At 65.1% G+C, this 13,701-nt stretch carries 12 protein-coding genes; 8 read left to right on the plus strand and 4 right to left on the minus strand.

The features are described from left to right. Window positions 1–29: 29 nt before the first annotated feature. From IF803_RS09220 to mgtE, 5 genes are all read left to right on the plus strand, one after another. Window positions 30–2,501 carry a sensor histidine kinase NtrY-like gene (locus tag IF803_RS09220; RefSeq protein WP_461191935.1) on the plus strand — a complete coding sequence of 824 codons (2,472 nt, stop codon included), beginning with the start codon at window positions 30–32 and terminating at the stop codon, window positions 2,499–2,501. Between the two features lie 17 nt (window positions 2,502–2,518). Then, a complete protein-coding gene (ntrX, locus tag IF803_RS09225) occupies window positions 2,519–3,889 on the plus strand; it encodes a nitrogen assimilation response regulator NtrX (protein ID WP_018271700.1) in 1,371 nt (456 codons plus the stop codon). A gap of 375 nt (window positions 3,890–4,264) precedes the next feature. Continuing rightward, the gene (gene hfq, locus IF803_RS09230) at window positions 4,265–4,513 is read left to right on the plus strand and encodes an RNA chaperone Hfq (protein ID WP_006020546.1); all 249 of its coding nucleotides are present in this window, start codon (window positions 4,265–4,267) and stop codon (window positions 4,511–4,513) included. An 11-nt stretch (window positions 4,514–4,524) separates the two neighbouring features. Then, complete coding sequence (gene hflX / locus IF803_RS09235) at window positions 4,525–5,919, plus strand: GTPase HflX (RefSeq protein ID WP_461191936.1); 1,395 nt, start codon at window positions 4,525–4,527, stop codon at window positions 5,917–5,919. Between the two features lie 154 nt (window positions 5,920–6,073). Beyond that, entirely contained in the window at window positions 6,074–7,444 is a 1,371-nt protein-coding gene (mgtE, locus tag IF803_RS09240) for a magnesium transporter (protein ID WP_461191937.1), read from the plus strand. A gap of 152 nt (window positions 7,445–7,596) precedes the next feature. Here the strand turns inward: mgtE and mazG are convergent, their stop codons facing one another. Then, window positions 7,597–8,442, minus strand: coding sequence for a nucleoside triphosphate pyrophosphohydrolase (mazG, locus tag IF803_RS09245; protein WP_461191938.1), 846 nt, complete (start codon window positions 8,440–8,442; stop codon window positions 7,597–7,599). 128 nt (window positions 8,443–8,570) lie between these two features. Here mazG and queC point away from each other — a divergent pair, with 128 nt between their 5' ends. Continuing rightward, the gene (queC, locus tag IF803_RS09250) at window positions 8,571–9,290 is read left to right on the plus strand and encodes a 7-cyano-7-deazaguanine synthase QueC (protein WP_304495428.1); all 720 of its coding nucleotides are present in this window, start codon (window positions 8,571–8,573) and stop codon (window positions 9,288–9,290) included. A gap of 347 nt (window positions 9,291–9,637) precedes the next feature. On the opposite strand, the gene IF803_RS09255 is transcribed toward queC, so the two are convergent. The 3 genes from IF803_RS09255 to nthA are packed head-to-tail and all read right to left on the minus strand — an operon-like array spanning window position 9,638 to window position 11,300. Further along, the gene (locus IF803_RS09255) at window positions 9,638–10,015 is read right to left on the minus strand and encodes a nitrile hydratase accessory protein (RefSeq protein ID WP_028344026.1); all 378 of its coding nucleotides are present in this window, start codon (window positions 10,013–10,015) and stop codon (window positions 9,638–9,640) included. After that, the gene (gene nthB / locus IF803_RS09260; RefSeq protein ID WP_461191939.1) at window positions 10,015–10,674 is read right to left on the minus strand and encodes a nitrile hydratase subunit beta; all 660 of its coding nucleotides are present in this window, start codon (window positions 10,672–10,674) and stop codon (window positions 10,015–10,017) included. The genes IF803_RS09255 and nthB overlap by 1 nt, the downstream gene beginning before the upstream one ends. Beyond that, window positions 10,671–11,300, minus strand: a complete 630-nt coding sequence (gene nthA / locus IF803_RS09265; RefSeq protein ID WP_461191940.1) for a nitrile hydratase subunit alpha — start codon at window positions 11,298–11,300, stop codon at window positions 10,671–10,673. Before nthA ends, nthB begins: the two co-directional genes overlap by 4 nt. A 74-nt stretch (window positions 11,301–11,374) precedes the next feature. Between nthA and IF803_RS09270 the strand changes: the two genes are divergently transcribed. Both IF803_RS09270 and IF803_RS09275 read left to right on the plus strand, forming a co-directional pair. Then, window positions 11,375–12,181 carry an enoyl-CoA hydratase/isomerase family protein gene (locus tag IF803_RS09270; RefSeq protein WP_461191941.1) on the plus strand — a complete coding sequence of 269 codons (807 nt, stop codon included), beginning with the start codon at window positions 11,375–11,377 and terminating at the stop codon, window positions 12,179–12,181. A 790-nt stretch (window positions 12,182–12,971) separates the two neighbouring features. Then, window positions 12,972–13,319, plus strand: a complete 348-nt coding sequence (locus IF803_RS09275) for a response regulator (protein WP_461191942.1) — start codon at window positions 12,972–12,974, stop codon at window positions 13,317–13,319. The last annotated feature ends 382 nt before the right edge of the window (window positions 13,320–13,701 follow it).

Genomic DNA, 13,701 nt, shown 5'->3' on the forward strand with positions numbered 1-13,701 from the left:
GGGCGATCGCTCTCAGCTCAATTGCCGGTATGACCAGCGCAGAGACCACCGCTTCAACATTACACGCCTCACCGGCCGAGCCCAATGCAGAGGCGCGGGGCTTCCCGCTGCGGCGCTGGCTGGCGCCGTTTGCCGTGGCCATCGCGCTGCTGTCCGCCTTCCTGACTTTCGTGGTGCTGACCGGGCTGACCCCGATCGAGCCCACGTCCGAGGTGGTCCGCTCCTTCCTGATGATCAACGCCGGCACCATCCTGCTGCTGGTCGGCATCATCGTCCGGGAAGTCTGGCAGATGGTGCAGGCGAGGCGGCGCGGCCGGGCCGCAGCGCGGCTGCATGTCCAGATCGTCGGCCTGTTCTCGGTGATCGCGGTGCTGCCCGCCGTGCTGGTCTCGATCGTGGCCAACGTCACCATCGAGCGCGGCCTCGACCGGCTCTTCTCCGGCCCGACCAAGCAGGTGATCCAGAATTCGCTGACGATTGCCAGCGCCTACATGCAGGAGCACGCCCAGCTCATCAACGGCGACACGCTGGCGATGGCCAATGACCTCGCCCATGCGCGGCCGCTCTACGACCAGGACCGCATGACGTTCCTGCAGCTGATGACGGCCGGCGCCGAGTCGCGCAACCTGCCGGTCGCGGTCCTGATGGACAAGGACGGCAAGATCGTCGCCAGCGCCGAAACCGGCGTTCGCCTGAACTACGAGGCGCCCCCGCCCGATATCCTGAAGGATATCAACGAGACCGAGCCGAAGATCTCGGTCTTTCCGGAAAACTACGTCGCCTCCGTGGTCCGCCTGCGGGCCTATGACGACATGTTCCTGTACGTGGCGCGGCTGCTTGATCCGGCGGTGGTTGCCCAGCTCAAGCAGACCCAGACCAGCGCCGCCGAGTATGCCCAGCTCGAGACCCGCAGGCTCGGCATCCAGGTCGCGTTCGCGCTGATGTTCGCGGTGATCGCGCTGACCATCCTGATGGCCTCGGTGCTGATCGGGCTGAACTTCGCCAACGGGCTGGTGTCGCCGATCCGCCAGCTGATGGGCGCGGCGAGCGAGGTCTCGACCGGCAATCTCAATGTCCAGGTGCCCGTCAACAAGTCGGAAAGCGACCTCGCGCTGCTCGGCGAAATCTTCAACAAGATGACGCAGGAGCTGCGCACCCAGCGCAACGAGCTGGTCGATGCCAGCGAAACCATCGACAGCCGCCGCCGCTTCATCGAGGCGGTGCTGTCGTCGGCCTCTGCCGGCATCATCGGGGTCGACGCCTCAGGCACCATCGGCGTCCTCAACCGTTCGGCGGAGAAGCTGATCGGCCACGCTGAGTCGGAGACGCTCGGCCATCCGCTCTCGGACGTGCTGCCCGAGCTCGACGAGATGATGAAGACCGCGCGCGAGGGAACCCAGCGCCTGGTGCAGGGGCAGGTCACGATCCTGCGCGACGGCCATGAGCGCAATCTGTCGGTCCGCGTCTCGGCCGAGCAGACCAGCCAGTCGCGCGACAGCTACATCATCACGCTCGACGACATCACCGAGCTGGTGTCGGCGCAGCGCACCTCGGCCTGGGGCGACGTCGCCCGCCGCATCGCCCACGAGATCAAGAACCCGCTGACCCCGATCCAGCTCTCCGCCGAGCGCATCCGCCGCAAGTTCGGCAAGACCATCACCGAGGAGAAGGACAAGTCGATCTTCGAGCAGTGCACCGATACCATTGTGCGCCAGGTCGACGACATCAGGCGGATGGTCGACGAGTTCTCGCGCTTTGCGCGGATGCCGAAGCCCGTGATGGAAGGCGAGGACGTCGCCGACGTGGTGCGCCAGGCGGTGTTCCTGATGAAGGTCGCCCATCCCGATCTCGACATCGAGGCCGACATCAAGCAGTCGCCGCTGCCCGCGCAGTTCGACCGCCGGCTGATCTCGCAGGCGCTGACCAACATCATCAAGAACGCCACCGAGGCGATCGAGCAGGTCCCGCGTGAGGAGCTCGGCAAGGGCCGCATCGACGTCGTGGCGCAGCGCGAGAACGACGACATCCTGATCGACGTGGTCGACAACGGGATCGGCCTGCCCAAGGTCGCCCGCGCGCGCCTGCTCGAGCCCTATGTCACGACGCGGGCGAAGGGCACCGGCCTCGGCCTGGCGATCGTCGGCCGCGTTCTGGAGGACCATGGCGGCCGCATCGAGCTCAAGGATGCCTCCGATTTCCGCGACGGCCAGCGCGGCGCCTGGATGCGGCTGCGCTTTGCCGTCACGGGCCAGGCGGCCAAGCCGGAGAGCAAGTCCGAAGGCAAGGACCAAAAACCGGACGTCAAACCGGACAAGACCGAACCGGACAGTGAAAAAAATCCGCCGGAGGAGCCGACCAACAGCCCGGCACAAGCGACCAACAATGAACCAAAAATCCAAGAACCGACCCAAGAACCAATCCAAGATCCCGCTGATCAAGGGCCAAATAATCAAGAGCCAAATGCGCAAAAGCCAAAATTCAAAGCCGCGACGAGCGACTGACAAGGCAGGTGTAACCCATGGCAAGTGACATTCTGATTGTCGACGACGAAGCTGACATTCGCGACCTCGTTGCGGGTATTCTGGACGATGAGGGCTTTTCCACGCGCACCGCGCGCGACAGCGATTCGGCGCTCGCCGAGATCGCCAACCGCCGGCCCAACCTGGTCTTCCTCGACATCTGGCTGCAGGGCTCCAAGCTCGACGGCCTGCAGCTGCTCGAGCAGATCAAGAAGGACAATGCCGATCTGCCCGTCGTGATGATCTCGGGCCACGGCAACATCGAGACCGCGGTCGCAGCGATCAAACGCGGCGCCTATGACTTCATCGAGAAGCCGTTCAAGTCGGATCGGCTGATCCTGGTCGCGACCCGGGCGCTGGAAACCTCGCGGCTCCGCCGTGAGGTGAAGGAACTCAAGCAACTGGCACCTGCGGCGAGCGTCCTGACCGGCCGCTCGGCCTGCATGAACCAGCTGCGCCAGACCATCGACCGCGCCGCCAAGGCCAACAGCCGCATCCTGATCGTCGGTCCTTCCGGCGCCGGCAAGGAGCTTGCCGCGCGCACGCTGCACCATGCCTCCGGGCGCGCCGAAGGGCCGTTCGTGGTGATCAATGCGGCCGCGATCACGCCGGAGCGCATGGAGATCGAGCTGTTCGGCATCGAGGGATCGAACGGCGAGCAGCAGCGCAAGGCCGGCGCGCTTGAGGAGGCGCATGGCGGTACGCTGTTCATCGACGAGATCGCGGACATGCCGCGCGAGACCCAGAACAAGATTCTGCGCGTGCTGGTCGATCAGACCTTCCAGCGCCAGGGCGGCACCAGCAAGGTCCATGTCGACGTCCGCATCATCTCCTCGACCGCGCGCAATCTCGAGGAGGAGATCGCAGCAGGCCGCTTCCGCGAGGACCTCTATCATCGCCTCTCGGTGGTGCCGATCCGGGTGCCGCCGCTGTCGGAGCGGCGCGAGGACATCCCCGAGCTGATCGACTATTTCATGGACCAGATCTCGGCCGCCACCGGCTTGCCGAAGCGGCAGATCGGGCAGGACGCGATGGCGGTGCTGCAGTCGCATGTGTGGCCGGGCAACGTCCGCCAGCTCCGCAACAATGTCGAGCGCGTGATGATCCTGGCCGGCGGCGGCCCGGAGGCGATCATCACCGCCGACATGCTGCCGCAGGACGTCGGCTCGATGGTGCCGGCGATGCCGACCTCCAACAATGGCGAGCACATCATGGGCCTGCCGTTGCGCGAGGCGCGCGAGGTGTTCGAGCGAGACTATCTGATCGCCCAGATCAGCCGCTTCTCCGGCAATATCTCGCGCACCGCGGAGTTCGTCGGCATGGAGCGTTCGGCGCTGCATCGCAAGCTGAAGGCGCTGGGGGTCGGCTGACCCCGGCGCGGCAGGCCGGCAGTCCGCCGGGGGCTCGGAGCGAAGCCCCGGCGGTCATCCGCCGGGGAGCCGACAGGCGGCTCTCGGGGGCGGTTTGGATCGATCGGCGGGGCGAGGGTGGGGCCGGTACAACCGGGGATTTATCCACTCTCCACGAGAATATTCGTCTCTTTCCCTGCACTTTCTTAGAATTGCCACCGTGTTCCTACCGACTGCACCGCGAACTGGCTTGCCTAAAAACCGCGCGTAGCCTCTAATCCTACCGCTATGCCTGCCGGAGGGGGATCTCGTGGCAGGTGGGCAGCCGGAGGAGGCTCCGTCAGAGAGCAGCAACCGGTTCAATAAAAAGAAGCACAAGCTTGCGGGACAAAAACAATGGCGGCAGACCGCGCACAAAATCTACAAGACACCTTCCTTAATCACGTTCGTAAAACCAAGACGCCACTGACGATATTTCTGGTCAACGGAGTAAAGCTGCAGGGCATTGTCACATGGTTCGACAATTTCTGCTTGCTGTTGCGGCGCGACGGCCACTCGCAGCTTGTCTACAAGCACGCGATCTCGACCATCATGCCCGGAGCTCCGATTCAGTTGTTCGAAGGTGGTGAGGACGCACCGGCTTGAGAGTGAACTGATTGGAACCCTTCAATCGTGAAGGGGGCGCCGACCGGACCAAGTCCAGGGCCGGATCGGCGGGGAGCGGCAGCACCGGGCGGGTGATCGTCATCGGCCCGTACCTGCGCACGCGCCGTGGCGACGGCGATGCGCAAACGGATTCCTCTGTCCGCGACTATGAAGCGCGGATCGAGGAAGCCGCCGGCCTCGCCGGTGCGATCGACCTCACTGTGGTGGACTCCGTCATCGCGCCGATCAGCCAGATCCGGCCCGCGACCTATCTCGGCAAGGGCAAGGTCGAGGAGATCAACGGGCTCGTCGCCAGCAACGAGGTCGAGCTCGTGGTGATGGATTGTGCGCTGTCGCCGATCCAGCAGCGCAATCTCGAGAAGGCCTGGAGCACCAAGGTGCTCGACCGCACCGGCCTGATCCTGGAAATCTTCGGCCGCCGCGCCAAGACCAAGGAAGGCGCGCTGCAGGTCGAGCTCGCCCATCTCAACTACCAGCGCAGCCGCCTGGTGCGGTCCTGGACCCATCTCGAGCGGCAGCGCGGCGGCTTCGGCTTCATGGGCGGCCCCGGCGAAACCCAGATCGAGGCCGACCGCCGCCTGATCAGCGAGCGCATCACCAAGCTCGAAGGCGAGTTGAAGAAAGTGCAGGCGACGCGGCGGCTGCATCGCGCCGGCCGCCAGCGCGTGCCGTACCGCGTGGTGGCGCTGGTCGGCTACACCAATGCCGGCAAATCGACGCTGTTCAACCGCCTGACCCGCGCCGACGTGCAGGCCGCGGACATGCTGTTCGCGACGCTCGACCCGACCCTGCGCGCGCTCAACCTGCCGCATGGCGGCAAGGCGATGCTGTCCGATACGGTCGGCTTCATCTCCAATCTGCCGACCCAGCTGGTGGCCGCGTTCCGCGCCACGCTGGAAGAGGTGCTGGAAGCCGACATCATCCTGCATGTCCGCGACAGCTCCCATGAGGATGCGGAGGCGCAGGAGCGCGACGTGGAGGCGGTGTTGCGCCAGCTCGGCATCGACCCCGATGCTGACGGCGGCCAGCGCATCATCGAGGTCTGGAACAAGATCGACCGCTTCGATCCCGAGGAGCGGGACAATTTGCGCAATATCGCCGCGCGCCGTCCGCCGGAGCGGCCATGCTTCCTGGTTTCGGCCGCAACAGGCGAGGGGATCGATGCGCTGCTCGCCGCGATCGAGGATCGCCTCGCGGCCAAGCGCTCGACGCTCAATCTCTCGATCGACGCCTCCGATGGCGCCGGCATCAGCTGGCTGCACCGCAATGCCGAGGTCCTGAACAAGGAGCTGCATGGCGAGCGCTTCGACATGACGGTGCGCGTCGACGAGACCAAGCGCGACATCGTGATGAGCCGGTTCGCGGCCGTTCCCCACGAGGCGTAAGCCCGTCGAAGACGGTCCCTGCAATCTTCCGAAATATGACGATGCCGTGACGTTGCGGGCGCCGATGCGACTGCGACGCAGCGTCGCACTTTCTGTTTGAAATCCGCGTCGCCTTGGTTCATTGCGCTGCAAGACGCAAAGCCGAGGCCGATCGATGCAGGACACCAGCGAAACCCTCACCCACGACACGGTCGCCGGCCAGAACGGTGATCTTGCCCATGTCCGCGCGCCCGAGATCGTCGATGCGCTCAACGCCCGGGAGCCGGAGGAGGCGGCGAAGCTGCTGCGCTCGCTGCCCGCCGAGAAGGCAATCGAGGTGCTCGACCTGCCCGGGCTCGACAACACCTGCGAGATCCTCGCCGAGCTGCCGAAAGACACCGCGGTCTCGCTGCTGTCGGGCGTCTCCGACGACCGTGCCGCCGATATCTTCAAGGAGCTGGTCGAGCCGCTGCGCGCCACGCTGCTGAACGGGCTCAATCCGGAGACCCGCAACGTCATCTCGGGGCTGTTGGCCTATCCCGAGCGCAGCGCCGGCAGCATCATGACGACCGAATTCGTCAGCGTGCCCTCGAGCTGGACCATCGCCGAGGTCCTGCATCACATCCGAATGGTCGAGCGCACCCGCGAGACCGTCTACTCGATCTTCGTGATCGACCCGGTCAAGAAGACCCTGATCCAGGCCGTGCCGCTGCGCCGCCTGATCTCGGGCGATCCGCACGCCAATGTGCTGACCGCGGCGCCGGCGCGGAAGCCGCTGATGATCTCGCCGGAGGCCGACCGCATGGAGGCGGCGCGGCTGATCTCGCGCTACGATCTGCTCGCCGTCGCGGTCGTCGACGGCCCCGGTCATATCCTCGGCATCGTCACGGTCGACGACGTCATCGACGCCATCGTCGAGGAATCCACCGAGGACGCCCAGAAGTTCGGCGGTATGGAAGCGATCGACGAGCCGTATTTGCGGATCGGTTTTGGCGAGATGATCAAGAAGCGCGCCGGCTGGCTGTGCGCGCTGTTCCTGTCGGAAATGCTGACCGCGACCGCGATGCAGTCGTACCAGAGCGAACTCGAGAAGGCGATCGTCCTGACGCTCTTCATCCCGTTGATCATGAGCTCGGGCGGCAATTCCGGCTCACAGGCAACCTCGCTCCTGATCCGCTCGCTGGCGCTGCACGAGGTGCGGCTGCGCGACTGGTGGCGTGTCGCCCTGCGCGAACTGCCGACCGGCATCGTGCTCGGCGCCATTCTCGGCCTGATCGGCATCATCAGGATCACGCTCTGGCAGACGCTCGGCCTGTTCGACTACGGCCCGCATTGGGTGCTGGTCGCCGCGACCGTCGGTGCCGCACTGGTCGGCATCGTCACGTTCGGATCGCTGTGCGGCTCGATGCTGCCATTCATCCTCAAACGCATCGGCTTCGACCCGGCCAGCGCATCGGCGCCGTTCGTCGCGACACTGGTCGACGTCACCGGTCTCGTGATCTATTTCGGTGTTGCTGCGGTGATCCTGCGCGGGACGTTGTTGTAGGCTGAGCCGGCGCCCTCAACCTCGGTGTCGTCCCTGCGAAAGCAGGGACCCATAACCACCGGCCGTCGTTATTGAGCTCGGTCGCAGTTGTTCAGCGCAACCAAGCTTGGCGGTGAATTGCGCGGTACTGGTATCGCTAACCTACCGTTAGATCACGCGGTATGGGTCCCTGCTTTCGCAGGGACGACAGCGGTTTTTGCCTCATTCCACAACGCGTCCATCTCTTCCAGCGACGCGCCGTCGAGCGATCGTCCCTTCGCCGCCAGCGCCTTCTCGATATAGGCAAAGCGCCGTTCGAACTTGGCGTTGGTCGCACGCAGCGCGGTTTCCGGATCGGCGTCGACGTGGCGGGCGAGGTTGACCAGCGCGAACATCAGGTCGCCGGTTTCCTCCGCGATCTCCGCTCTGTCGTTGCGGTCGAGCGCGGCCTCGATCTCGTCGGCCTCCTCGCGGATCTTGGCGAGCACGGCACGCGGGTCGTTCCAGTCGAAGCCGACGGTGGACGCCTTCCGCTGCAACTCCACCGCGCGCGTCAGGGCAGGCAGGCCCGCCTTCACACTCGCCAGCAGCGATTTGTGCGCGGTGTCTTCGGGCGGCCGCCGCGCAGCGCGCTCGGCCTTCTCCTCGGCCTTGATCCGTTCCCAGGCGCTCTTGACGCCGGCCGGCTGGATGTTGCCGTCCTTGTCGGCGAAGACGTGCGGGTGACGGCGGATCATCTTCCTGGTGATCGCCTCGACCACATCGCCAAACGCGAACGCGTTCTGCTCCTCGGCCATCCTGGCGTGATAGACCACCTGCAACAGCAGGTCGCCGAGCTCCTCGCGTAAATCGTCGAGGTCGCCGCGCGTGATCGCATCCGCAACCTCATAGGCCTCCTCGATCGTGTAGGGCGCGATGGTCTCGAAATTCTGCACGAGGTCCCAAGGGCAGCCGGTCACCGGCGTGCGCAGCGCAGCCATGATCTCGATCAGGCGGGAAATGTCGCGGGAAGGGGTCATGGAGCACCGCTGGATGAGAGGTATGGCCGTTATGCCAAATCGGCCCTGTCGATCCCAGCAAAACACGCCGGAACCACGGCACTGTCCACGGATTGGCCACGGCGCCGTCAGGTGCTAAATCGCGTTCCATGACCGATCAGAACGCTTCCGACACCGCGCTGGTGCTGTTTTCCGGCGGCCAGGATTCCACCACGTGCCTTGCCTGGGCCTTGTCGCGCTTTGCCCGCGTCGAGATGCTCGGCTTCACCTACGGCCAGCGCCACGCGATCGAGCTCGATTGCCGGGACCAACTGCTGGCCGGGATCAAGCGGGTCCGACCGGAATGGTCTGCGAAACTCGGCGACAGCCACACGCTAGCGATCCCGACACTGTCGGAGATTTCCGACACCGCGCTGACCCGCGACGTCGCGATCGAAATGGGCGCGGACGGCTTGCCGAACACCTTCGTGCCCGGCCGCAACCTCGTGTTCCTCACCTTCGCTGGGGCGCTGGCCTATCGGCGCGGCATCCGCCACATCATCGGCGGCATGTGCGAGACCGACTATTCCGGCTACCCGGACTGCCGCGACGAGACCATCAAGGCATTGCAGTCCGCGCTCAATCTCGGCATGGCCAGGGATTTCGAGCTGCACACGCCGCTGATGTGGCTCGACAAGGCTGCGACCTGGCGGCTCGCGCACGAGCTCGGCGGTGCAGGGCTGGTCGATCTGATCCGCGAGCACTCGCACACCTGCTATCTGGGCGAACGAGGCGCGCAGCACGATTGGGGCTATGGCTGCGGCGAATGCCCGGCCTGCAGCCTGCGGGCCAAGGGCTGGCGCGAATATGTCGCGCAGGGTGGCCCGTAACCGTGGGCTGATAGCCGTCCGCAGGGGCGCACTGCCAAAATATCGAAAACAACCCCATGCAAAGGAGTCGGCGGCTGCCGTTCGACACCGCAACTTGACACGTCGGGCAACTCAGCGGTACTCTTCTATTATCCAGAAATAGTGCAGATGCGGCTCGAATCGCAAACCCATCCTCATCGTCGTCCCGGCGAAGGCCGGGACCCATAACCACAAATGGTCTTTGTTGAGCGATGGTGGAACGACGAGTCGCGTTCACACAATATTCGCCGCGGAGTATGGGTCCCTGCTTTCGCAGGGACGACAGCTGTGAATGCGGCGCGATCTGGTGCTACGGCGGAAACGCGCCGCTACGCGAAATCCCCCGGCGTCAGCACGATCGGCTGGCCGTGCGGGGTGCGGTCGGCGGCGTGGTCCCAGGCGTCGCGGTAGCGGTGCAGTGTCTCATGCGTCGTGACGCCCTTGGCGGCCACGAGGTGTTCGAGGGTTGCCAGCCAATGCTGGTAATAGGTCTCGCCGGTGTCGGGATCGCCGGCAGCCTGCGCGCGCTTGATCTGGTCGGCGAGCGCGGCGGCCCATTCGGTCCAGGTGAACACGCCGCGGTCATGCAGGCTCAACGCCATGGCGAACGCCTGCGCTTCCCAGGGGGCGCGGAATACCGGGCCGTCCTGGTCGCGGGGAATGCTTGAGACGGCGCTGGTGGCGCGCGCAGCGGCGCCGGCATCCATCAGACGGCCTCCAGATACGGCTCGAACGCGTCGATCGAGACCTTGATGGTCGGATCGGAGTCCGGTCCCCACAGCTCGCGTCCGTCGAACACGACAGTGTACAGCCATTGCGGATGTTCGCCGGCGTCGTTGGCCACCGTATCGGGAAACACGTGACAGCCATGATCGCGCTCGACCACCCCGACGTGACCGCGCACATAGCGCGGCAGCCGCGTGTGCGTGGCGGGATGGATGTTCTTCGCCCGCACCCGATCGCCGGCCTTGAATTTCGCAGGTCCCGGCGCGGCGCGGCCGAACTTGCCGCGCACCATGATGCGCTCGATGTCGGCCACCGAGAACTTGCCGTGCTTGAGCGCTTTCGCCGGCGCGACGGCATGTCCGGCAGCAACGTCGTCCCTGGAGATATAGCCCTTGTCGAGCAGCAGGGCTTCCAGTCCGAGCAGCCATTTCCTGTAGTAGGAGCTCGACAGATAGACCTGCGGGGGCAGGGTCTCGCGATAGAAGCGCGAGGCGTCGATGTTGAAGGCGCCGGCCGCGCCCATCGCGCGGACCATGGCGAGCACCCGGGATTCCCATTCCTCATGGAACATCGGCTCGTTCGGCTCGGGCTCGACCTTGCCGAACCCGTCCATGCCGCCCATGTCGTGGACGCCGTTCATGACGGCGCTCCCGGTTTTTTGGGGAAGCCGGTGCCGATCATGGAATCGCGCGTCACCAGCTCGGCGAGTTGCTCTTCGCTCCAGCCCTCGGTGCCTTCGGGCCGCATCGGCAACACCAGGAAGCGCGTCTCCGCGGTCGAATCCCAGACCCGGATTTCCGTCTCCTTCGGCAGGCTGACGCCGAAATCGGCGAGCACGCCGCGCGGATCCTTGACCGCGCGCGAGCGATACGGCGAGGCCTTGTACCAGACCGGCGGCAGCCCCAGCATTTCCCAGGGATAACAGGAGCACAATGTGCAGACGACCATGTTGTGGCGGCCGGGCGTGTTCTCGATCGCGACCAGATGGTCGCCGACCCGGCTGACATGGCCGAGGGTGCCGACCGCCTTGCTGGCGTCCTCGAGCAGCGCCTTCTTGAAGGCGGGATCGGTCCAGGCCTTGGCGACGACGCGGGCGCCGTTATGCGGGCCGATCTTGGTCTCGTAGGCCTGCACGATGGCGTCGAGCGCGGCAGCCTCGACATAGCCCTTCTCGGTCAGGATCGATTCCAGCGCGCGGACGCGCAGTTCGGACTCCGACAGTTCGGAATGGTCGTGATCGTGGTGGTGATGATCATGTTCGCTCATGCCCACAGAATAGGCGAAACCGTCGTGCTATGTCGAGGCAGGCAGTACACAAGAATGAGAGCGGGGAGGTATGCGTGGTTGACGATGTGACGATCGAGAAGGGCCTCGGGCCGGAGGGCCGCATCGCCGTGGTGCGGTTCGACCGCGGCGACGGTATCAACGCGCTGTCGCCGGAGGCGCTGCGGCAGCTGACGGACGCAGCGCGCAGTTTCGAGGACGATGCCGAGACCTCGGTGGTGGTGCTGACCGGCGGCGCCAAATCGTTCAGCGCCGGCTTCGACCTCAAGGATGCCGAAGGGCGTTCGCGCCAGACCATGGACATGGGCGCGCTGCGCCGGCACCTGAAGCTCGGGCCGCGGCTGACGCGCGCCTGGCAGGACATGGAGCAGGTCACGATCGGCGCGATCGAGGGGTTTTGCGTCGGCGGCGGCGTGGCGCTCGCGGTCGCGCTGGATTTCCGCGTCATGGCGCGTGACGCGCATATGCGGGTGCCGGAAATCGCGCTCGGCATGAACATGAGCTGGCAGAGCGTGCCGCGCATGCTGCATCTGATGGGACCGGCGCGCACCAAGCAGGCGGTGATCCTGGCCGACGACCGGATCTCGGCCGAGGAGGCCTACGAATGGGGCCTGGTGGAGCAGGTGACCGATCCTCGAAGGTCATATGAAGCCGCGATGGCGCTCGCGGCCAAGGTCGCCGCCCAGCCGCCGATCTCGGTCGCGATGACCAAGCTGACGGTCAACCGGCTGGCACATGCGCTCGACGATCTCGCCAGCCACATGGACCTTGACCAGTTCGCGCTGGCGAGCCTGACCGAGGATCACAAGGAAGGCGTCGCGGCCTTCCTCGGACGGCGGAAGCCGCGCTTCAAGGGGCGCTGATACGTGTCGTTCAGGAGTCCTTCCAGGCTCGGAATGGCGAAGGCCCTGACGCCGGGCCGATGCGTCAGGGCCTTTGCGGTGCGGAGACGACCCCAGCACCTTTCAGGGCCTGGGAGCCGACGTTGGGGTCATCCGCCTGCACCGTTGTCGAGACCGAGCAGGCATCGGGTACCATGCGCCCATCACCAGCGTCCGCATTTGCCTATGTGAATCGCCATCGTCGTCCTCTCGGAGCTCCAAGTTACTTTCGCCGCCGCGCTCTGGTGCGGGCTGCTTTCTTTGCTGCGGCCGAACGAACGGCGTATCGGACCGGCCCAGCCCTTTGGACGGCGCAGCACGATCATCGCCCAGCGCGCGCCGATCGTTTGCCGGCACGCGCCTCTGTTTGGATTTTACGAATTCCTGCGAGCTCACCGATCTCTCATATGTAAATGCCGGAACCAGGCGGAGAGATGACAAGCGGCAGCGACTGATGTTTCGACCGCGATTCGATATCCGCCTTATTCAGCCGAAGGGTGCAGTTGATGAATCTCATCGACCGCTACTTTTTCGCCGCAACGATGACAGTGACAATTGTACTCTGGCTGTACCTCGGGTTGCTGGTGGCCGGTAGCTGACGGCGCGCGCCTCTAAAGCCAGGGTTACCCCCGCCTTGGCGTCGAATTTCCCTGCTCATTAAATAGGCCACGGCCACTGTCCTAACGGCGCACGCAACGACGCGCCCGGGAAACCCGACCAGCGGGAAAACGTTAACGCCTCGATCATCCGCGTAACTGGCAGAGGTGCTGCTATGCGTACGATCTTGATCGTGGAAGACGAGTATTTCATTGCCGATGACTGTGCCACGCTGGCACGGCAGGCCGGCTATCACGTCGCCGGTCCGTTCGCTTCGATCGACGAAGCCCGCCCGCACGCGTCCGGAGCCTCTGGCGCGCTGATCGACATCAATGTCAATGGAACCGCGTCCTACAAGTTGATTGATGCCCTGCTTGCGATGGGAACACCGGTCACCCTGTACACCGGCTACGACGCCAGCACGCTGCCCGAGAAGTATGCGCATCTCCCCGTGGTGACCAAGACGCGGGGGTGTGCGGAGGCTCTCGGGATACTGTGCAAGCAGATGAGATCCGCTGAATAGCTGGCGAGCTGAACGCAGATCGATGCGCGCGCCGGGATGCGCAGCGGTGGTTATGGGTGCCGGCCCCCCGTGAGAGCTCGCTGCTCTTTCCACACGTCGTCCCTGCGAAAGCAGGGACCCATAACCACAGGGCTGCGTTGTTGAAACGGGCTGTGGCTCCAGCGCAGCAAGCCAACTGACGTCGGCGGCTATGGGTCCCTGCTCCCGTGCGCAATTGCGCACTAGGCAGGGACGACACCGCATGTATTGCGCTGAGGTTCCCGGCACCAGCACTTTTGTTGGCAACTTTTCTCGCCGAGGTCTATTGTCTCCTCATCACCGGCCGAGGCTCTGCCCGTAGGCGTCGGTGGCTGAGAGACCGATGGTGCTCCCGCCTGCATAA

The organism is Bradyrhizobium sp. UFLA06-06 (assembly GCF_054820065.1).

Coding starts and splice junctions, on each gene's coding strand:
- nthB (WP_461191939.1), bottom strand. CDS start 10,674: ATGAACGGCGTCCACGACATGGGCGGCATGGACGGGTTCGGCAAGGTC.
- IF803_RS09255 (WP_028344026.1), bottom strand. CDS start 10,015: ATGGATGCCGGCGCCGCTGCGCGCGCCACCAGCGCCGTCTCAAGCATT.
- mazG (WP_461191938.1), bottom strand. CDS start 8,442: ATGACCCCTTCCCGCGACATTTCCCGCCTGATCGAGATCATGGCTGCG.
- hfq (WP_006020546.1), top strand. CDS start 4,265: ATGGCGGCAGACCGCGCACAAAATCTACAAGACACCTTCCTTAATCAC.
- queC (WP_304495428.1), top strand. CDS start 8,571: ATGACCGATCAGAACGCTTCCGACACCGCGCTGGTGCTGTTTTCCGGC.
- IF803_RS09275 (WP_461191942.1), top strand. CDS start 12,972: ATGCGTACGATCTTGATCGTGGAAGACGAGTATTTCATTGCCGATGAC.
- mgtE (WP_461191937.1), top strand. CDS start 6,074: ATGCAGGACACCAGCGAAACCCTCACCCACGACACGGTCGCCGGCCAG.
- IF803_RS09220 (WP_461191935.1), top strand. CDS start 30: ATGACCAGCGCAGAGACCACCGCTTCAACATTACACGCCTCACCGGCC.
- ntrX (WP_018271700.1), top strand. CDS start 2,519: ATGGCAAGTGACATTCTGATTGTCGACGACGAAGCTGACATTCGCGAC.
- nthA (WP_461191940.1), bottom strand. CDS start 11,300: ATGAGCGAACATGATCATCACCACCACGATCACGACCATTCCGAACTG.